Annotated in this window: 20 protein-coding genes; 11 read left to right on the forward strand and 9 right to left on the reverse strand. The window is 35.2% G+C overall.

Features of this window, described 5'->3' with window-relative positions; all coding sequences use genetic code 11:
- Positions 1-58: 58 nt before the first annotated feature.
- A complete protein-coding gene (locus HMPREF9456_RS05955; RefSeq protein ID WP_006842578.1) occupies positions 59-823 on the reverse strand; it encodes a hypothetical protein in 765 nt (254 codons plus the stop codon).
- Positions 824-1,315: 492 nt separating this feature from the next.
- On the opposite strand from HMPREF9456_RS05955, the gene HMPREF9456_RS05960 reads away from it, so the two are divergent.
- The gene (locus HMPREF9456_RS05960; RefSeq protein ID WP_006842580.1) at positions 1,316-2,038 is read left to right on the forward strand and encodes a pirin family protein; all 723 of its coding nucleotides are present in this window, start codon (positions 1,316-1,318) and stop codon (positions 2,036-2,038) included.
- Positions 2,039-2,114: 76 nt separating this feature from the next.
- Here HMPREF9456_RS05960 and HMPREF9456_RS05965 read toward each other — a convergent pair whose 3' ends face one another.
- Complete coding sequence (locus HMPREF9456_RS05965; protein WP_006842581.1) at positions 2,115-2,927, reverse strand: MBL fold metallo-hydrolase; 813 nt, start codon at positions 2,925-2,927, stop codon at positions 2,115-2,117.
- A gap of 370 nt (positions 2,928-3,297) precedes the next feature.
- Here HMPREF9456_RS05965 and HMPREF9456_RS05970 point away from each other — a divergent pair, with 370 nt between their 5' ends.
- Positions 3,298-3,840: a DUF4924 family protein gene (locus tag HMPREF9456_RS05970; protein WP_006842583.1), complete on the forward strand. Its 543-nt coding sequence runs from the start codon at positions 3,298-3,300 to the stop codon at positions 3,838-3,840.
- Between the two features lie 46 nt (positions 3,841-3,886).
- Here HMPREF9456_RS05970 and HMPREF9456_RS05975 read toward each other — a convergent pair whose 3' ends face one another.
- Both HMPREF9456_RS05975 and HMPREF9456_RS05980 read right to left on the reverse strand, forming a co-directional pair.
- Positions 3,887-4,267: a hypothetical protein gene (locus HMPREF9456_RS05975; RefSeq protein ID WP_006842584.1), complete on the reverse strand. Its 381-nt coding sequence runs from the start codon at positions 4,265-4,267 to the stop codon at positions 3,887-3,889.
- Positions 4,264-4,875: an RNA polymerase sigma factor gene (locus tag HMPREF9456_RS05980; protein ID WP_006842585.1), complete on the reverse strand. Its 612-nt coding sequence runs from the start codon at positions 4,873-4,875 to the stop codon at positions 4,264-4,266. The genes HMPREF9456_RS05975 and HMPREF9456_RS05980 overlap by 4 nt, the downstream gene beginning before the upstream one ends.
- Before the next feature lie 100 nt (positions 4,876-4,975).
- Here HMPREF9456_RS05980 and HMPREF9456_RS05985 point away from each other — a divergent pair, with 100 nt between their 5' ends.
- From HMPREF9456_RS05985 to HMPREF9456_RS06000, 4 genes are all read left to right on the forward strand, one after another.
- On the forward strand, positions 4,976-5,413 hold the full coding sequence (locus tag HMPREF9456_RS05985; protein WP_006842586.1) for a DUF6249 domain-containing protein: 438 nt from the start codon (positions 4,976-4,978) through the stop codon (positions 5,411-5,413).
- 12 nt (positions 5,414-5,425) lie between these two features.
- Positions 5,426-5,779: a hypothetical protein gene (locus HMPREF9456_RS05990; protein WP_006842587.1), complete on the forward strand. Its 354-nt coding sequence runs from the start codon at positions 5,426-5,428 to the stop codon at positions 5,777-5,779.
- A 237-nt stretch (positions 5,780-6,016) separates the two neighbouring features.
- Positions 6,017-8,533, forward strand: coding sequence for a TonB-dependent receptor (locus HMPREF9456_RS05995; protein WP_006842588.1), 2,517 nt, complete (start codon positions 6,017-6,019; stop codon positions 8,531-8,533).
- 91 nt (positions 8,534-8,624) lie between these two features.
- Positions 8,625-9,533, forward strand: a complete 909-nt coding sequence (locus HMPREF9456_RS06000) for a DMT family transporter (protein WP_006842589.1) — start codon at positions 8,625-8,627, stop codon at positions 9,531-9,533.
- A 318-nt stretch (positions 9,534-9,851) separates the two neighbouring features.
- On the opposite strand, the gene HMPREF9456_RS06005 is transcribed toward HMPREF9456_RS06000, so the two are convergent.
- Complete coding sequence (locus HMPREF9456_RS06005) at positions 9,852-10,715, reverse strand: helix-turn-helix domain-containing protein (RefSeq protein ID WP_006842590.1); 864 nt, start codon at positions 10,713-10,715, stop codon at positions 9,852-9,854.
- 279 nt (positions 10,716-10,994) lie between these two features.
- Positions 10,995-11,345, reverse strand: coding sequence for a DUF805 domain-containing protein (locus HMPREF9456_RS06010; protein WP_006842591.1), 351 nt, complete (start codon positions 11,343-11,345; stop codon positions 10,995-10,997).
- A gap of 482 nt (positions 11,346-11,827) precedes the next feature.
- On the opposite strand from HMPREF9456_RS06010, the gene HMPREF9456_RS06015 reads away from it, so the two are divergent.
- Genes HMPREF9456_RS06015 through HMPREF9456_RS06025 form a run of 3 tightly spaced genes read left to right on the forward strand, consistent with a single transcriptional unit; the run spans position 11,828 to position 13,797 of the window.
- Positions 11,828-12,655: an ABC transporter ATP-binding protein gene (locus tag HMPREF9456_RS06015; protein WP_006842592.1), complete on the forward strand. Its 828-nt coding sequence runs from the start codon at positions 11,828-11,830 to the stop codon at positions 12,653-12,655.
- A gap of 10 nt (positions 12,656-12,665) precedes the next feature.
- Positions 12,666-13,424 (forward strand): hypothetical protein, encoded by a 759-nt coding sequence (locus HMPREF9456_RS06020; RefSeq protein ID WP_245530997.1) that lies wholly within the window; start codon positions 12,666-12,668, stop codon positions 13,422-13,424.
- Positions 13,425-13,428: 4 nt separating this feature from the next.
- The gene (locus HMPREF9456_RS06025) at positions 13,429-13,797 is read left to right on the forward strand and encodes a GntR family transcriptional regulator (RefSeq protein ID WP_006842594.1); all 369 of its coding nucleotides are present in this window, start codon (positions 13,429-13,431) and stop codon (positions 13,795-13,797) included.
- A 318-nt stretch (positions 13,798-14,115) separates the two neighbouring features.
- Here the strand turns inward: HMPREF9456_RS06025 and HMPREF9456_RS06030 are convergent, their stop codons facing one another.
- The 3 genes from HMPREF9456_RS06030 to glmS form a co-directional block, all read right to left on the reverse strand.
- Positions 14,116-14,550, reverse strand: coding sequence for a PaaI family thioesterase (locus tag HMPREF9456_RS06030; protein ID WP_006842596.1), 435 nt, complete (start codon positions 14,548-14,550; stop codon positions 14,116-14,118).
- Between the two features lie 9 nt (positions 14,551-14,559).
- Positions 14,560-15,084, reverse strand: a complete 525-nt coding sequence (locus HMPREF9456_RS06035) for a Hint domain-containing protein (RefSeq protein WP_006842597.1) — start codon at positions 15,082-15,084, stop codon at positions 14,560-14,562.
- Between the two features lie 91 nt (positions 15,085-15,175).
- Complete coding sequence (glmS, locus tag HMPREF9456_RS06040) at positions 15,176-17,020, reverse strand: glutamine--fructose-6-phosphate transaminase (isomerizing) (protein WP_006842598.1); 1,845 nt, start codon at positions 17,018-17,020, stop codon at positions 15,176-15,178.
- Positions 17,021-17,189: 169 nt separating this feature from the next.
- On the opposite strand from glmS, the gene HMPREF9456_RS06045 reads away from it, so the two are divergent.
- Together HMPREF9456_RS06045 and HMPREF9456_RS06050 are read left to right on the forward strand one after the other, a co-directional pair.
- The gene (locus HMPREF9456_RS06045) at positions 17,190-18,041 is read left to right on the forward strand and encodes an energy transducer TonB (protein ID WP_006842599.1); all 852 of its coding nucleotides are present in this window, start codon (positions 17,190-17,192) and stop codon (positions 18,039-18,041) included.
- A 76-nt stretch (positions 18,042-18,117) separates the two neighbouring features.
- Positions 18,118-18,528: a DoxX family protein gene (locus HMPREF9456_RS06050; RefSeq protein WP_006842600.1), complete on the forward strand. Its 411-nt coding sequence runs from the start codon at positions 18,118-18,120 to the stop codon at positions 18,526-18,528.
- The last annotated feature ends 85 nt before the right edge of the window (positions 18,529-18,613 follow it).

An 18,613-nucleotide genomic window follows, 5' to 3' on the forward strand; every position in this document is an offset into this window, starting at 1 on the left:
TAAAACGTGCAAAAGACACAAATGTATTTTCATTACTGACTATATGCATCGATAGAATTTACTTCTTGTAGAATACCGGAGCGAAGTATGGTCTGTTCACCCATTTGCCGTTGAATGGATTAAGCTCACGGATTACACCGCCCTCGATTCCAAATTTTTCAGTGATTTTGACCTCTAATGTGCCTCCGTAATATGTTTGAGGGTACATGCCCATCATCGGGCCTTCTACACCGTTATGTTTTCCTCTTACGGAATATTGTCCGCGGGCATTTATTCTTATTCTGTCGCTTAAGATGAATTTCATATTTCCTCCTGCACCCACATCATTATAGTTTCCTCCATATAGTGCATATTTTGAAGCATAAGGACCAGCCGAAATTACTAACCAATCTGTAGGTTGATAGTTGAAGTACATACTTACAGATCTTACTGCGCCTATGGAAGGATATGTATTCTGTATAGAAGACGAACTTAGCCAAGCTTCGTCAGCCAGATTCATTCCTGAATAATAGCTGTAGTCATTGGCAAAAGGATACCGTGTAATCGTATTACTTTCTACAGGGGGGCCAAGATATACATCTAGCGGAGTAAGCATTAAGTCTATAGTTGCATCATCACCTTTTTCTAAAGGTTTATACAAGTCATATCTGCTTGCAGATGATTTGTTGTTGCCCGATACATCCAAGTTCAAGTAATTCTCTAACCTTTCATCAAACTTGAAAGATCCTTTCTTTAGAGGAGGAAAGCTATCTTTAGGAATCTCAGTTTGGGAATAAGAAGTAACTGAGACGAGTAAAAGTAGTATAAAGACTAGATTTTTCATGATTCCTTGTTTTTAATTACTACAACAGTAAAGTTAATAAATAATTGTGAAAGAAACATATCTTTTTTGCAAAAAGAAGTTGTAAATAGCTGATAGCTTTATGCTTTGTAGCTCATCTAGTAAATGTTTCCCTATCAAAAGGTGACAACCAACGGTCACAGGAGCGAAGCGTATGTAAAAGTAACAGTTTTTATCTGTTTTTGTGCTGTCACTTTTACTCATTCTTTGTTTATCCATACTCATTTTTATTATTTATATAATAAGATAAAATTAGAATAAATAAAATTATATAACTCTTTATTATACTACATTGCTTTTCTGTGCTATGTATTATAATGTTGTATAAATATATTTATATATATGTATGATTTATCTTATTTTGATAATAGATGAATAGAGCTTATCTTTGTAATGTAAAAATAAGGTGTATTGCTATGATATACTTTATATTATAAATAGTTATTCATTAGATATAACAGAAAGGGTAGTTTCATGAAAACAACATTAATTAGAGCATCTTCGAGAGGATCTGCAAATCATGGATGGTTGAACACACACCATACATTCAGTTTTGCAAACTACTATGATCCCAACCGTATACATTTTGGCGCATTAAGGGTTATAAACGACGATATAATTGCCGGAGGAGAAGGTTTTGGGACTCATCCTCACGACAACATGGAAATAATAACTATACCCTTGTATGGTGATTTGGAACACAAGGATAGTATGGGGCATACAGAAGTGATAAAATCTGGAGAAGTGCAGGTAATGAGTGCCGGATCGGGTATAACGCATAGCGAATACAATGCAAATGAGTATAAGCCGGTAAGTCTTTTCCAGATATGGGTTTTTCCATCTCAAAAGAATGTAGAACCTCGTTACGACCAACGTGAATTTGATTTTATAGACACTAAAAATCAATTCATTCAAATAGTTGGGCCGAAGAGTGATCCTTCAAATACAGCTCTTTGGATACATCAGGATGCTTGGTTTAATATCGGTACTTTCGATAAAGGTGTCAATACAAGCTATCAGGTGAAGAAAAAAGGAAATGGCGTATTTGCTATGGTTGTTGAAGGTGAGTTTTCTGTCGAAGGGCAAAAACTATATCACAGAGATGCATTTGGCGTATGGGATACAGATAGTATAAATATCACCGCAGAATCTGACAATGCACGCATACTGCTGATGGATGTGCCGATGGTATTTTAATAGAAGAGGTTAAATTATATACGTTAGTAAAGGGATCTTAAAGCCGAGCTTTGAGATCCCTTTTTTATAATAAAAGTCAGTAGGCTTTGTAATTATCATTCAGTCGTTTTACCTTGCCGGTCTTTACCTTTACATCGTGGCAATAAATAAGGGTATAGTTCTCTTTTTCTGCTTCAACGAGAAATCGCTGTTTCTCTTCGGCCGATTTTAACGCACAGATATCGTAAGCTGAAATCCATTCCAAGGGAACATGAGCACTTGTTGGTATCAGATCCCCGGGAAAAGTATATACACCTGTATCTGTCTTAATATATACAACTAATTGTCCTATACTATGTCCGTCAAATAATCTCACACTTACTTCTTTAGATATTTGCGTATCTTGGTCAACAAAACGTAGGAGTGCGGCATCGAATATCGGCTGTATATTTTCAGATAGGATAGAGTCTGCTTCCAGTATGTTAGGAGTTAGATAGTTGTCCCATTGTTTGCGGCTTAACCAATAAGTCGCTTTAGCGAAAGAAGGGACAATTTTGCCATTCTCATCCCTTTTAGTTGCATATCCGCAATGATCGAAATGCAAGTGGGTCAATATCACATCGGTAATATCCTCACTCGATAAGCCATATCTTTTTATTTCTTCTTCAATATTAATCAGAGAGTGCGGTTGGTAGTAAGACATTCTATCGGTATGCTTATCTCCCATACCGGTATCTATCAATATTACCCTATCTTCGGATATGACAAGTGCACATCGCATGGCTAATGTACACAAGTTGTCGGCATTGCTTGTATACTTCCTTTGCCAGGCACGCTTGGGTATAGCTCCAAACATAGCCCCTCCGTCTGCCAGGATATAACCACTTTCTATTATTTTTATGTCAACCATTTTTTTCTAAATATTCAGCTAATATACAAAAAAGAAGAGATGATTATCACAATCATCCCTTCCCCTCTTAACACTAATATAAAACTAACATATACTATGATAAAACAGGTAAAAAATCAACTAAACAATCTATCTAACACACTATGAAAAAAGTAAATCATACCTGTTTTACATTAGAACATCAAAGACAACATGTTTGTTCAGAATACTTTGTATTTGTTTTATTTATGTAGCGATAGATAAGGTTTATATAATAGCGTATAAATCCATCTTAAACTTTATATATAAAAAAATACTACTTTTGTACTCTGTTTTGTATATAAACAAAGCATAATCTATTATTGTTTATCATTTATTCTTAAAATATACTATGCTGATAGCTAAAAAACTAAAAGAAGAAAATATTGCCGAATATCTCTTGTATATGTGGCAGATAGAGGATATTATAAGAGCTAATAAATTGGATATAGATATAATTGATAAGCAAATAATATCAGGGTTCGATCAGCCTCAAGATGTGAAAAATGAAATAAGGGAATGGTACGAAAGCCTTATTGACATGATGAGGAGAGAAGACGTGGTGGAAAAAGGGCATCTGATTGTAAATAAGAATGTAATATCGGAGTTGACTGAATTACACAACAGACTGCTGAAGTCGGCGCAAGAAACTGAATATACTGAAGCCTATTATAAAACCTTACCTTTTATTGTCGAGTTACGTTCCAAAACGCAAGATAAAAATACTTCGGAACTCGAGACCTGTCTTGCTGCTCTATACGGTTTCTTGTTAATGCGCTTGCAAAAGAAAGATATTTCAGGAGAAACTCAATCGGCATTATCTCAGATAAGCTCATTCTTGAGGTTGCTCTCTCTTAAATATAAGGAGTATAAAACCGGAAAGTTAGATATTTGATAGGTCGCTTATATTTAAACTCTACTGTAAAGCTTCTGTAAATCTGTTAATTTTTGTGCTTCTTTTCTTTGATTCGTCTGCGGATCAGTGAGTCGCTTATAAGGAGTAATACTCCGACGCATGCTACAGATACCACGAAAGGATTAAACCCTACCGATGGGACATTGAATGTGATATTTGACCCCATACTCTGAATGTCTTCCTTGAGAGGTAATCCCAAAAGCCAAAAGATAAGCGTTGGTATTCCAAGCATTCCTACAATGCCGAACGTAATAGAAAGAATTGAAATAATGCTTCTCTTGCGATTTTGTTTTGCCGCAACAATATGTACTTGTTGCATCAACCGACTTTCGAAGTCTGCCGATGGTTCGTCTAGTTTTATTTCCTGAAATAAACTCTTTAGCCTATCTGTATTTTCTGTATTCATGATTGTATGAGCTTATTTATTTCAAAGTTTATAATTTTTCTGATTCTGTACAACTTTACTTTTACATTTGCTTCACTATTTCCTGTGATGATGCTTATATTTTTTACGCTTTGATCGTTTATATAGAACATACTGATCAGCAAAGCATCGTCCGGGGGCAGTTTTTTTAGTACTGTATCCAAAAGCTGTAACTTATCCTCGGTTGTAATCTCATCCAGTGTTTCTGATATTTCATCATCAGGAATATTTGAGAAATTATCGTCAATAGCAGTAAACTCATGCTTGCGCTTGCGCAATTCTGATATAGTTGTGTTATATGCGATTCTGTACAACCATGTTGCAAAGTTCGATTCTTCACGAAACTGTTTTAATGACTGAAATACCTTTATAAATATCTCCTGAACAATATCTTCGGCTTCTACCCGACGAGAAACTATTTTATTGACAATGGTAAATACCATTCTCTCATATCGACGTACAATATGTACAAAAGCATCGGTATGTCCGTCTTTTATTCGGCGTATAAAATAGATATCATCAAATTCAGCCATACCCGTATGACGCAAGAATATTTGATAGGTTACAAATGTAATGTAAAATCTTTTCAAAAAAATATTTTTTTATTTTGTTGTAACCTTTTAAAAATGCTTGCGTCAAAATGAGCAAACGGATGAAACAAAAATGTTTAATTAATAAAAATAGAAAATTATGGATCAAATTATGGCAATGGTTATTGTAGCTACAATAGCATATGCAATCTACCGCTTATTTGAGTTGTTTGCTCGTCGTAGAGAACGCTTAGCTTTTATCGAAAAAATTTCAGAAGGGATAGACCCGAATTTACTGAAAGGTCAATTGGATATGTCTCCGAATAAAAGCAATTTAAACAACTATGTAACCTCATGGGCTATTCGTATTGGACTCTTATTGGTGGGTGTCGGACTGGGCGTGGCTATCGTCGCTGTTATAGACTTGTTGGCAGTGGCTCCTCCAAGTGCAGACGAAAGGGCTTTCTATGAGTTCCGCAATACTATATCTATTTTATATCCGGCATGTGCTGCCATATTTGGAGGCATAGGGCTTGTTATTGCTTACTTTATAGAGAGGAAAGAGTCTAAGAAAGAACAGGATAAAGACGTCGAATAATTGGTTTCGGATATGAACAAAGAATTATATTCGATTCTGTTTACTCTGATTATTGTGGCCGTAGTTATAGGTGGTTGGTTGATTGGGCGTAATCAAGGTTGGTTTGTTCGTAACTCGGCAAATGATATCAATATATGCCGAAATGCAACAGGAGATACTTTGTACTTTAATTCTAAAAATTCAATCTATACGGTTTCGGGCTGGAGTGCTTCTCGTCATGACGATGATATTCTACACGTAGATCTGAAACTGAAAAGAAATAGACAGAACAATACTATAGAGATGTATTTAGATACGGCAAATGTTCGCTATGTAGAAATCTATGGTAAAGTGATACCGATAAACGATATTCCATTTAGTAAATAAAAATTTATCTGTAGATGAGTTGGCAAAAGACATCAGGTAAGCAGAGCTTGGTGTCTTTTTTTTGTGAAAAAAGTGTCTTTCTGTTAAAAATGATAAAATATTTATTGCTTTAGTGATAAATGTATAATTCTGGCGACTAGTAAGCATATCTCAGTCAAACGGATTAAATCAATGTATATCTTAGTCAGCTGAGAAACAACTAAAAAAACGAAATATATTTATAATTATACTAAACTTATGAATGTCCGTATTTTATTAACTTTTCTATCATTGCTAATTTCATCATTAGCATTCTCTCAATCCAGCCCACTAATAAATGTCCAGATCAAAGGCGTGATAACAGACTCATTAACAAATGAAACAGTGCCCTACGCTACAGTTAAATTGTTGGGTAAAGCAAACCCGAGAACTCCGTTAAAGGCTGTAGCAGCCGATGATAATGGTAACTTTCAGCTTTCGATGAATAAAAAGGGAGAGTATCTGCTCACGGTAGAATATATCGGTAAAAAGACCCTTGTTAAGCCTGTTGTTGTAGGTGATGCAAAGATAGTAGACCTGGGTACAATATATATGAGTGATAATGAAAATGCCTTATCGGAGGTTGTTGTTTCGGCACAGAAGCCACTGGTAAAAGTGGATCTCGATAAAATTGTATATAGTATGGAGAGTGATCCTGAATCAACTACGAATAACCTATTGGAAATGTTGAAGAAAGTTCCGATGATAACTGTTGATGGCGAAGATAACGTACAGCTGAAAGGATCTACTAATTTTAAAATATATCTGAACGGAAAACCGTCTAACATGATTTCTAACAATCCGAAGGAAGTTCTTCGCAGCATGCCTGCCAATACCGTGAAAGATATACAGGTGATTACTGATCCCGGAGCAAAATATGATGCTGAAGGTGTAGCAGGTATTATCAACATTATAACCAATACTTCTATGGGGGGGTATACTGCCACATTAAATGGCAGGGTAGACTCGCAAGGGGGATATGGTTTAGGTGCTTACTGGACTATGAAATATGGCAAAGTAGGCTTCACCGGGAATTATAACTATTATGAATGGAAACGTCCCGAAGGAACTTCTTCTTCTTTTAGAGAATATAACTTAAGCAATAATCCGAAATATCTTACAGGAGTAGGCTCTTCAAAGAATAATGGACTCGGCCAGTTTGGTTCAGGAGAGTTAAGTTACGAAATAGATACCTTAAACCTTATTAATATCGGATTCAATAGGTTCGAGGGTAATTATAAATCCAGAAGTAACATCTTGAATGAGGGGCTCGGAATAAATAAGGATAACCAATATATATATGTCCAAAAGGGGTATGTGAAACAAACGTATGGCGGTACAGATCTGAATGTGGACTATCAACGTACTTTCCACAAAAAAGAACAATTGCTGACAGCTTCTTATAAGTTCAGTATGAACCCTAACGATTCAGAATCAAATTCGGATGTTACGAAACTATCTGGTGAACTACCTAAGTATGTATATACTAACAAGCAATATTCTGATGCAGATATGAAAGAACATACCTTTCAGGTTGATTTTGTAACTCCTTTGAATAAGTCTGATATCCTATCTCATAGTATCGAAACTGGAGTAAAGTATATCATCCGTATAAATAATAGCAATAGTGGTTTAGATAGCCTTAATGTTACAGGTAATTGGGTAGCCTTAGATCGTCCGACTGATAGATTCAGACATACACAAGATATATTGGCTGCGTATGGCGGTTACAATGCCAAGTTCAGAAATGTTTGGGGTTTCAAAGCCGGATTGCGTTATGAAGCAACATGGTTGAATGCTGAATTCCCAAAGGATAGAGCTCAAGATTTTAAAGTGGACTATTCTAATATCGTACCTTCTGCAACCGTTACATATCAGATAAATCCAATGCAAAACCTGCGCTTTGGATACAATATGCGTATATCACGTCCGGGTATCTGGCAATTAAATCCTTATGAGAATACTTCCGACCCGAATAATATACAAAAGGGGAATCCGGCATTGGATGCTGTGAAAAATCATACAATAAGTACTAACTATGGACTTTTTAATCGTAACCTGACTTTAAATGTGAATTTGGCTTATAGTTTCGAAAATAATGGCATTGAACAAATCACAAATCAACAGGATAATGTATCGATCTATACATACGAAAACATAGGAAAAAGAAAAGATATTGGTTTATCCTTAAACCTGCGATGGACTCCTAAAATAGGTGGTGATAAATACAAGTGGGTAGAACAACTGAGTATATTCTCCAATATGGGTGCACGGTATGTGGATATAAAAGCAAATAATGGGTCAGGATTAAAGAATGATGGAGTATCTGCGAATGTTTTTGGAGGTGCGCAATATTCATTTCCTAAATCATGGAAGGCTTTTGCTAACATAGGTTATTTCTCTCCATCTATAAATTTACAAAGTGAAAACTCTTCGTTTTTCTTTCACCGATTTAATGTGAGTAAAGGCTTTAATAATGACAAATTGAATATATCTGCTTATGCTCAGAATCCATTTAAACGCATTCATGATTTCAGAAGCACAATGAATAATCAAGCGTTTTATTCGGAAACAATCATGTCTAATAAAATTCAAAATTTTGGAATCTCTGTGTCTTTCCGTTTTGGAGAGATGAAATCACAGATACAGAAAGCAAGACGTGGTATCAAGAATGATGATGTTATGTCTGGAGGACAAGGAGAACAAAGTGGAGGTAGTGCTGGAGGTCAAAACTAAACGGCTTAATTAATAATATATGCCCCAAAGAGAATGGATCTTTGGGGCTTTTTTTGATTAAAAGGGTATCTTTACAGAATATTTCTCTAAGATGAAACAAGCATTTATTAAGTTGCACTTATCTATTCTAATTGCCGGATTTACGGGTATATTTGGCAAGCTTATAACCTTGAACGAAGGTATGCTCGTTTGGTATCGCTTATTGATTACCTCTGTGTTACTACTCATAATGCTATCGGTAACAAAACGGTTTGTTCGATTACCGATGAAAGATTTCTATAGGATTGGTTTTGTAGGGCTATTATTAACACTGCATTGGCTGTTTTTCTATGCCAGTATTAAATATTCGAATGTTTCTATCGGAGTAGTCTGTTTCTCGATGACAGGCTTTTTTACGGCTGTTTTAGAACCTGTCGTGAGTCGTCGGCGAATCTCTTTCAGAGAATTGTCTTTTAGCATTATTGCTCTCTTGGGGATTGCGCTGATTTTTCATTTCGATACCCGTTACAGAACAGGTATAATATGTGGGGCTATTTCGTCTGCTTTGGCAGCTAGTTTTGTGATTGCGAATAAAAGAGTTGCAACAAATACTAATTATTCATGGGATGTTACTTTGTTTTATGAAATGATTGGAGGCTTTCTTAGTTTAAGTATTATACTTCCTTTTTATTTGCAGTTATTTCCTGTCGTGACCTTTTTTCCGAGTAATACGGATTTAATCTATTTGTTAATATTCTCAGTGGTTTGTACAATCGGTCTGTATATGTTGCAAATACAAGCATTGAAGAGCATATCTGCTTTTACTCTTAATCTCAGCTATAACTTAGAGCCTATATATAGTATTGTGTTGGCTATGATTATTTTTGGGGAGGCAAAGAATTTAAACTATTCATTTTATACCGGTTTGCTGTTAATCATTCTTTCTGTATTACTTCAAATGTATACTGTGATGAAAGAGCACAAAAGGATTGATTTGGCAGAGCAACGAAGTGGGTTTTAAATTTATCTTATTTTGTAACAAGCATAAATCTTATTGTGTAACAAGTTTCTTATCGAAAATTTTCGGAAAGAGCCTTGTTATATTCAAGCTGCATTGGAATCCTTTATGAAATGCAAAAAGCCCGCAAATTCACTTCGCAGACTTTCCAACCTTAACACAAACTTTACAAAACTACACAATAATAGAGTTAAATTCTAAATCTAGTCAGGTTTAGAATTATAAATATACTCCTCATATATTTACGCTACGAAGATATGAAGATTGGAAACGTTGCTTATTACAGATACCTGCCTGCTTTTTCAGAATTCGTGCCTTTTCTTAGTTGTTAGGCTTCATAGTTGCTTTTTGTTGACGAATTTTGCCCGGAGTGTTGCCAAAATTCGTTTTGCAAAAGTCATTGAAATGAGAAGGGGATGAGAATCCGTACTCGTCACTTATTTCTTTAAATGACTTATCGGTACTGTTTATTTGATAAAAAATTGATTTAGATCGCTCTTCTTTCATCCAGTGATAAGCGGGTACTCCAAATGCTTTTTTGAAACGTTTTTGAAATCCCGAAAGACTATAGTGCATCATGTCTGCCAGCTCTTGTACTGTTTTTGCCTTGTGATGGTTTTTAAGGACAAACTCGGAGAAAGAAAGATCGTGACTAATGAGAGGGAAAAAGAATGCTAGCAAATCTTTTTTTGTATAATATGCTCTTAGTAAAAAGTAAAATTCTTTCGCTTTCAGTGCGAAATAATATGTGCACTTTAAGCCTTCCGACATGCACGTGTTTAAGAATGTGAGGTATGAGTCTACTCTTTCATTTATAGTTAGATAGTGTAACCCGGGTTCAAACTCTTCATTTTTTTCTTTTAGTAATAAATCCAAAGAGAAGCAATCGCATAACATTTTAGTATTATGCAACCTTATGATAATTAATGTGGTATCTCTATCTGCTTTGCTGTTGAGGTGACACCCTGCCGGTATCATTACCATTTTTTTCTCAGAAATGGTCTGATTGCTTAGCTCATCCAAAGAAAAAGATAGAGAACCTTTTATGATAAATATAACTTTGTTTTCAACTGAAAATATATTCCAAGATTGTCCATCTAGTAAAGATATCTTTTCAATTGTTGGTCGGTTACCTTTTTCATAATTGTAGCAAGTAAGATGCTCTTGTTTGTATAATAACTCCATACCGGATATTATAATGTATACTCTATTATTGTTATTTATTCTTTACGCCTAAGTAAGAATAATGTGTTTTTGGCTTTTAATACTCTGAGCGTTAGATATGCTATTTCTGCCGACGTTGCAAATATAATAAAAAATAATAATAACAGGGGCAGTTAAATAAATAATTGTTATTGAATTGTTGATAAGATAAATTTATAAATATCAATAGTTTATAAACGGAAAGGACATAAATAATATTATTTATGTCCTTCTTTCTTTATATGGTAAAGCCTGAGGGTATTATGCCTTAGGATCCTGTCCATATTGGTTATTTCCCTTATCTCCTTCTGTGATAGCTAAAATAAAGCTGTAAATAGGAATTAATATATACCATCCACTTTTACCAACATCGTGCATTCTTCTTACTGCAACAGCGATCGAAGGTATAAGGATTGCTAGGTACGCTAATCCTAATATTCCGAAAATGATTACTCCAATAGTTGGCGAAACCATTGTAAAGATAATCCCTACTATATATAGGGCAAAGTATCCTATCATTACAAAAAGGTTATACATCCAGAATTCTTTTCGTCTAGCTCTTCCGTTAAAGTCTGCGTAGTGCTCCTTCACTACTTTTAAAAACCACTCCATTATAATATTAGTTTTGTAAAAATTATCCTACTCTTTTGGCTTTTCGGTTCCGCCTCGTTTTTTTGTATGGTTTCAGATCTCCATGTCGTTCATGTCAATTTGGCTGCAAAAGTATATAAAAAAACACTACTTCCTAAATATATTTACTGATAATAATTATTTGTAGATAAGGCCTCTCTTTATTTTAAAAGACAAAATCTACTTCTTTTCTATATAACTACTTTTTTGTTTTTATTTAGTTTTTGATCATAGCTTATTGTAATATTTGATAGGGTTAAAGTGTCTTTTCTCTTTTTATCAAAAAGAGATTAATTTATGATATGAATTTTATTGATTTAAAAATATTTCCCCAGCTTTTATAACTATTATAATTATGCATAACTCTTGAGTTTTTTTAATTAGCATAAAAAATATTCAAATGTTTTTGGTGTAATCAAAATATGTAATATATTTGTAGTGTATTAATAATCTAGTACACTATTATGGTTGAAATAAATAATCTTACTTTTTATTATAGAGAGCGTAAGCCTATTTTTGAGAATGTTTCATTTGAAATGAAAAATGGTATTTATGGTTTGCTCGGAGAAAATGGTGTTGGAAAGACCACATTGTTGCGCATTATTAGTGGGTTGTGTTTCCCTAAAAAAGGAAGTTGTCAAGTATTAGGTACTGAAACGGCACTTAGAAATCCCGATATGCTGAAGCAAGTGTATTATTTGCCTGAAGAGTTCATAGTACCCTCTCAAACAGTTAAAAGCTTTGTGAAGTTGAATTCAGTATTTTATCCCAATTTTAGCAATGAGCAATTTAACTCATATTTAAATGATTTTCATTTGGATATTGATTCTCGGATGAAAGAATTATCTTTTGGACAGAAGAAAAAAGTTCTTATCGCTTTTGCCATATCTTTGAATACACCGCTTACCTTACTAGATGAGCCTACCAATGGGCTGGATATCCCTTCTAAATCTCAATTTAGAAAAGTGATAGCTTCGGCATTTGACGAAAACAAATGTATCTTGATTTCTACTCATCAAGTTCGAGACTTGGAAAGTCTGATAGATCCTATCATTATTCTTGATCGCAATCAGGTGCTGCTTAATAATACGGTTGAGGAGATATCTAACAAACTACTGTTTACTTACTCTACTACAAAACCCGAAGACGCCTTGTTCACAGAACAGACTATGTTAGGATACACTTCGGTCTTGGAGAACAAGTATAATGAAGAAAGCACATTAAATATTGAAGCTTTGTTTAATGCGGTGGTTACGAATAAGGAAAAGATAAGAAATATATTTAACGCTTAACGAAATGGATATGAGTGCTGTATTTAATATAGAACGTTTTTGGAATTTGCAGAAGAGGGAGTTCGCAATGTATTGGAAGCAATACCTTTTTATTCTATGTGGTATAGCTGCATATTATACGATTGCGACTGTTTGGGAATCTATCGATACCGGCTGGTTATGGAATATGCTTCCTCCCGTTTATGTTGCGATTATCATTTGTAGCATTTCTTTTGATAAGAATTTAAGCGACGCTAATGGTACTTTTTATTTTACGTTGCCTGTATCTACTTTTGAGCGATTTCTCGGTTTGTGGATCAAATATATTGTTATTATACCTTTGCTGGTCTTTGGCGCATCGGTTTGCTTAGATTTTATATCCTCGCTATTTGTTTCCACTACACATCCTGTAGTTAAGTTTAGCGATTGGTGGGATTATCATCTGTTGTATGCTGCTCAATCCGTTTTTTTGTTTGGATATGTCTGTTTGAAGAAAAGGTCTTTTGTGAAGACATTGTCATTAATCGCTGTGTTTTTTATTTTTATAATAATTGTTTCTAAGATTATTATAAGTCAATTCTATCCGGATGTATCTTATATAAGAAGTTCTATGGATCCGATTTCTATTCTAAGCTTTGATGGCTATTGGATTCCCGAAGGCGATTCTTCGCGTTTCGTAACAACAAAGACAACAATGCTGTATGATGTGACTAAATATATACTGGCGGCTATATTCCCTCTTGGAATGTGGATATTGACGTATTTTAAATTAAGAGAAACAGAGGTATAGTATTATGGATTTTAAAGCAAATAAACCAATATATCTTCAAATAGTAGATTTCTGCTTTCAGCATATCCTTACAGGAGAATGGCGCGAAGATGAGCGAATTCCGTCTGTTAGGGAGCTGGCGATGACATTGCAAGTGAATCCTAACACGGCTATGAGAGCTTTTGAATATATGCAGTCTGAGGAAATTATATATTCGAAACGTGGCATGGGATATTACGTCGCCGAAAATGCTAGAGGACAGATATCGAAGCTTCAGAAAAAAGAATTTTTTGAAGAAGTACTACCCGAAACTTTTCGTTCTATGAATTTACTCGATATAAGTATCGATGATATAGTAAAGCAGTACGAACAATTTAAAAAGGAAGTAAAATGAAAAAATATACAAACAAAATTTTATATATTATGATTGCAGTCGTTATTATTTGTTTTATTCTAATGATATTTCAAATAATGGAGATGATAGTATCTTCTCTATAATACTTAATTTATAAATCTCATTCCTGCTTAATAGAATTCAATTCGTAAAAGGGAAGGGTGTAATAGGGGGTAGAACATCAAATCTATTATGTCACACCGAATGGAGTGAAATATCTCGCTTTTCTTATTCGAGATCCTTCACTTTAATCAGGACGAAATAGCGGAAAATATAAACAGGGTTAAAAAATTCTAACCCCTACTACATTCCTTGCCTTTATTTTCCTTTTGTATATAATATTTTTTTTACAACTGCATTTGTGACACGCACAGACGAAATTAGTTTTCGTGTTGTCTCCGAGAAGACGTCAACATTCCAGACGTGAGTAGATCGCCCTTTGTGTTGTAGGGTACCTATGGCTCTTACCACATCTCCTATTTTCGCACTGGAGATATGACTGGCACTTATTTGCATGCCAAAGCATTGCTCGTCGTGTGCACATAGCGTGTTAGAACCTACGCCGGCTACAGATTCTGCTAAAGAAATTGTTGCTCCTCCGTGTAATACGCCCATCGTTTGACTCAATTGTTTCTCTACAGGCATAATAGCTTCAAGAGACGTTTGATCATCCGATTCTATGAATGTGATGTTCAACGTCTCTATCAATGTATCTTTAATACGTTCTTGAATGTTATTGGTGTTCAGCTTCATTTAATTTTTTTAATCAACGCCTATGATAAAACCGTTGGCAATAATAGAGCCCCCTCCTTCGAGTTGGATGTTATAGCCCATGATTGGTTCGAGTATGCCTTCTATAATAGCAATTCTATCCGAACCGGTACTCAGTATATCATAGAATTTTAAATAATCACCCACATTGCATTGTTTTACTGATGCGTATTTGGGGTTTTGAATTGTCATTTCCGGATCGATAGAAACCCAGCCTCTTTCGCTCCAGAAGGGATATTGAGAAGTAACAAGCACCTGCATCTTGTTTTCTAACACAATGCGTGCTAATCTGTTGAACATGATTTTGTCCACTCCTGTTACTTTTTTCTTTTCATATAAGTCTTTTGTGTAGTCATAAGATAAAATAACGTCGCCCACAGTAACATCTTCCACACCTTTTCTTAAATCGTCTCCCATTGTTATTTGAGTTCCTGTTGCAAGATAGTTTTGGGCATTAATACTCATATTCAGTGCAAACAAAGAAAGGAATGTGAGTATCAAAATGTTTGTTTTCATAATTTTATGTTTTTGTGTAAAGTTTATGCAAAGATAGAAATATTTTGAATATCGGATTCAAAACTTAATATATATTGTGAAAACAAGCTGTCTATTCAACCGTTACCGATTTTGCCAGATTGCGAGGCATATCTACGTCCCTGTTTTTATTTACAGCAATATGATAGGCAAGTAGTTGTAAGGGTATGGCGGTCAACAAAGGGTCGAGACATTCTATTGTAGTTGGTATTTCAATATAATGATCGGCTATTGACTTCATTGTTTCATCGCCTTCGTTTATTATCGCTATTACTTTGCCTCTTCTGGCTTTTATCTCTTGTATGTTGCTAACTACTTTGTCGTATATGGCACTATGAGTTGCAATCGTTACCACCGGCATCTCATTGTCTATGAGTGCTATTGGTCCGTGTTTCATTTCGGCTGCCGGATAACCCTCGGCATGTATGTACGATATCTCTTTTAGCTTGAGGGCTCCTTCCAAAGCTATAGGATAATTATATCCACGGCCGAGGTAAATAAAGTTTTGTGCATAAGTAAAGATGTTGGATAGTTCCTTTATCTTTTCATTGCTTGATAAAACTTTTTTTATTTTGGATGGGATAGATAGGAGCTCTTTGGTAATTTCGATATATTTTTCTTCCTCTATCACCTTTTTCTCTTTCGCAATAACCAAGGCCATCAATATGAGGGTAGTAACCTGTGCGGTGAACGCTTTAGTTGATGCTACTCCTATTTCGTGTCCACAATGCGTATATGATCCTGAATTGGTATTGCGAGGGATAGATGATCCTACAACATTGCATACTCCATATACAAAAGCTCCGGCCTTGCGTGCTAGTTCAATTGCTGCAAGCGAATCGGCAGTTTCTCCCGATTGAGAAATGGCGATTACGATGTCGTCGGCATAGATAACTGGATTTCTATATCTAAACTCTGAGGCGTACTCTACTTCAACGGGAATGCGGCAAAACTCCTCGAATAAGTATTCTCCTATTAGTCCGGCGTGCCATGAAGTTCCACATGCGATGATAATGATGCGGCGTGCATTTATAAATTTTTCTTTGTGGTCTATTATCCCGGATAAGGTTATGTTTGTGCCTTCTATATTGATACGTCCACTCATGCAGTTTTTAAGAGTTTCAGGCTGCTCGAATATTTCTTTTAGCATAAAGTGTGGATATCCGCCTCGTTCGAGCTGGCTGAGGTTCATTTCCAATTGCTTGATTTCCGGTGTTTTTTCTATATTGGAGATGGTAATTACTTTAGGCTCTTTATCTCTTTTGAGTATAGCGATTTCTTCATCATCCAGATAAATAACTTTGTTGGTATACTCTATAATTGGAGAAGCGTCTGATCCGAGGAAAAACTCGCCATCACCAATTCCGATAACTAGCGGACTGCTTTTACGTGCAGCAATAATCTGATCAGGCTTTCCTTTTTCTATTACAGCTATGGCGTATGCCCCTACTACCTGATTGAGTGCAATTTGAACTGCTGTAAACAGATCGCAATTATTTAAACTTTTGATATATTCAATTAGCTGCACCAGTACCTCGGTGTCGGTGCTACTTTGAAAACTATACCCGTTTTGTGTTAGTTGAGCTTTAAGTACTGCATAATTTTCTATGATTCCATTGTGTATGAGGGCTAAAGACTCTGATTGCGAGTAGTGGGGGTGTGCATTGCAGTTGCTCGGTTCGCCATGTGTGGCCCATCTTGTATGTGCTATGCCGATTGTGCCGGTTGTGTCTTTTCCTTTGGTATATTCCTCGAGGTGCTGTACTTTTCCTTTTGTTTTGTATACCGAAAGCTTGTCTTCGCTATTTATTATTGCTACTCCGGCACTGTCGTATCCCCGATACTCTAGTCTATGTAAGCCTTTTATCAAAATGGGGTAGGCTTCTCTAAAGCCAATATATCCTACAATTCCACACATATTGTTTTTTATTTGGCTGTAAAGATATATATAGTATTGTTAAAAATATTGTTTCCAAATATTAAAAATGTTAATATTAACATAAATATATTTTACGGATTTAATAAAATATAAATACATAATAGACTTGAGTAATTTGTATATATTTGTTTGTAAAAAAGAACAAAAAATGAAATTTGTACATACTGCCTTATTTATATTCTTGTTTTGTATATTAAATCCTGTTTATTCACAAAAAGCTATTACTGCAAAGCTTTTGACAAAAGAAACATCGTCATTGAATGGTGTTGTTCCTCCTTACTATAAGGATGGAGAGAAGGCGTTATACGAATTTTTAGAGACTAATATAAAATATCCTCCCATTTTGATAAAAATAAAAATGGAAGGGGATCTGGAGTTGAAGTTCAACGTTGCTAAAGATGGAAGTATAAAAGATGTAGAAATAGTAAGAGGATTTGATCCGGATGCAGATGACGAGGTTATACGTGTTTTGCAAGCGATGCCCAAATGGTCGCCTGCCTTGCTTGATGGTAATCCAGTCAATTTCACTCAGCATCTTTCTGTCACTTTCAAGTTGACCGATACGTTAATATCACAAGCAAAGGAACAGCCTAAAAACGAAGAGCAGAAATTAACAAATGAGTCATCTTTGGTAATGATTCCGACAGATACCTTGACACAGATAGAAGAAAAACAGATTGTTCAAGAGTCTGACTCTTTAAACACTGATCCTCAATATCCGGGAGGGCAGGAGGCACTAGATGCTTACTTGAAGACTAATATGAAATATCCGAAGCGTGCCATTAAATATGGAATAGAAGGTCGGGTTATATTCAATATAGAGGTGTCGGCAGAAGGTGAAATATCAAAGATATGGTTGTTTAAGGGTGTGTTTCCCGATTGTAATGAAGAAGCCTATTATTTGATAAAGAAAATGCCTAAATGGATTCCCGGATTGAAAGATGGGGTGCCTATTGCAAAGCAAGTGATGTTACCCATTTCATTTGAATTACCTAAATAGAAAATGGTACTGATGTGAACTAATTTAACTTTTCATTGTTTTATATCTGTAATGTAAATAGTAACAGTATATATTGATGAAAACATTAGAACGTAATACAGATTTAGGACTACTTATTCTAAGATTAAGTGTGGGTATATCAATGCTCTTGCATGGGATAGCTAAATTATCACATGGGGCAGGGATGATAGAACAAATGGTAGAGGGTGCCGGATTGCCTTCTTTTATCGCCTACGGGGTGTATGTAGGAGAGATTATAGCACCTTTGTTTATTATTTTCGGATACGGCACACGTGTTGCTGCAGCGATATTCGTATTTAATATGTTGGTTGCCGTTTCGCTCGCTCATAGCGGCGATATATTCTCGTTAAATGAGACAGGAGGCTGGATACTCGAGTTGCAAGGTTTATACATCTTCGGCGCTTTGGCTTTAGTGTTTACCGGTGGTGGCAAATATGCTCTTAGTAAAAAGCATATTTGGGATTAAAAAAGAAAGATATTTTTTGCAAAGCATGAGACTATAGACTAGTCTCATGCTTTTCTTTTTATATAAAATATTATCTTTGACGCAT

This window comes from Dysgonomonas mossii DSM 22836 (genome assembly GCF_000213575.1).
Lineage (GTDB): Bacteria > Bacteroidota > Bacteroidia > Bacteroidales > Dysgonomonadaceae > Dysgonomonas > Dysgonomonas mossii.

What these genes read in the sequence shown, in the direction of transcription:
- HMPREF9456_RS05955 (WP_006842578.1), bottom strand. Translation starts at nt 823, where the DNA reads ATGAAAAATCTAGTCTTTATACTACTTTTACTCGTCTCAGTTACTTCT.
- HMPREF9456_RS05960 (WP_006842580.1), top strand. Translation starts at nt 1,316, where the DNA reads ATGAAAACAACATTAATTAGAGCATCTTCGAGAGGATCTGCAAATCAT.
- HMPREF9456_RS05965 (WP_006842581.1), bottom strand. Translation starts at nt 2,927, where the DNA reads ATGGTTGACATAAAAATAATAGAAAGTGGTTATATCCTGGCAGACGGA.
- HMPREF9456_RS05970 (WP_006842583.1), top strand. Translation starts at nt 3,298, where the DNA reads ATGCTGATAGCTAAAAAACTAAAAGAAGAAAATATTGCCGAATATCTC.
- HMPREF9456_RS05975 (WP_006842584.1), bottom strand. Translation starts at nt 4,267, where the DNA reads ATGAATACAGAAAATACAGATAGGCTAAAGAGTTTATTTCAGGAAATA.
- HMPREF9456_RS05985 (WP_006842586.1), top strand. Translation starts at nt 4,976, where the DNA reads ATGGATCAAATTATGGCAATGGTTATTGTAGCTACAATAGCATATGCA.
- HMPREF9456_RS05990 (WP_006842587.1), top strand. Translation starts at nt 5,426, where the DNA reads ATGAACAAAGAATTATATTCGATTCTGTTTACTCTGATTATTGTGGCC.
- HMPREF9456_RS05995 (WP_006842588.1), top strand. Translation starts at nt 6,017, where the DNA reads ATGAATGTCCGTATTTTATTAACTTTTCTATCATTGCTAATTTCATCA.
- HMPREF9456_RS06000 (WP_006842589.1), top strand. Translation starts at nt 8,625, where the DNA reads ATGAAACAAGCATTTATTAAGTTGCACTTATCTATTCTAATTGCCGGA.
- HMPREF9456_RS06005 (WP_006842590.1), bottom strand. Translation starts at nt 10,715, where the DNA reads ATGGAGTTATTATACAAACAAGAGCATCTTACTTGCTACAATTATGAA.
- HMPREF9456_RS06010 (WP_006842591.1), bottom strand. Translation starts at nt 11,345, where the DNA reads ATGGAGTGGTTTTTAAAAGTAGTGAAGGAGCACTACGCAGACTTTAAC.
- HMPREF9456_RS06015 (WP_006842592.1), top strand. Translation starts at nt 11,828, where the DNA reads ATGGTTGAAATAAATAATCTTACTTTTTATTATAGAGAGCGTAAGCCT.
- HMPREF9456_RS06020 (WP_245530997.1), top strand. Translation starts at nt 12,666, where the DNA reads ATGAGTGCTGTATTTAATATAGAACGTTTTTGGAATTTGCAGAAGAGG.
- HMPREF9456_RS06025 (WP_006842594.1), top strand. Translation starts at nt 13,429, where the DNA reads ATGGATTTTAAAGCAAATAAACCAATATATCTTCAAATAGTAGATTTC.
- HMPREF9456_RS06030 (WP_006842596.1), bottom strand. Translation starts at nt 14,550, where the DNA reads ATGAAGCTGAACACCAATAACATTCAAGAACGTATTAAAGATACATTG.
- HMPREF9456_RS06035 (WP_006842597.1), bottom strand. Translation starts at nt 15,084, where the DNA reads ATGAAAACAAACATTTTGATACTCACATTCCTTTCTTTGTTTGCACTG.
- glmS (WP_006842598.1), bottom strand. Translation starts at nt 17,020, where the DNA reads ATGTGTGGAATTGTAGGATATATTGGCTTTAGAGAAGCCTACCCCATT.
- HMPREF9456_RS06045 (WP_006842599.1), top strand. Translation starts at nt 17,190, where the DNA reads ATGAAATTTGTACATACTGCCTTATTTATATTCTTGTTTTGTATATTA.
- HMPREF9456_RS06050 (WP_006842600.1), top strand. Translation starts at nt 18,118, where the DNA reads ATGAAAACATTAGAACGTAATACAGATTTAGGACTACTTATTCTAAGA.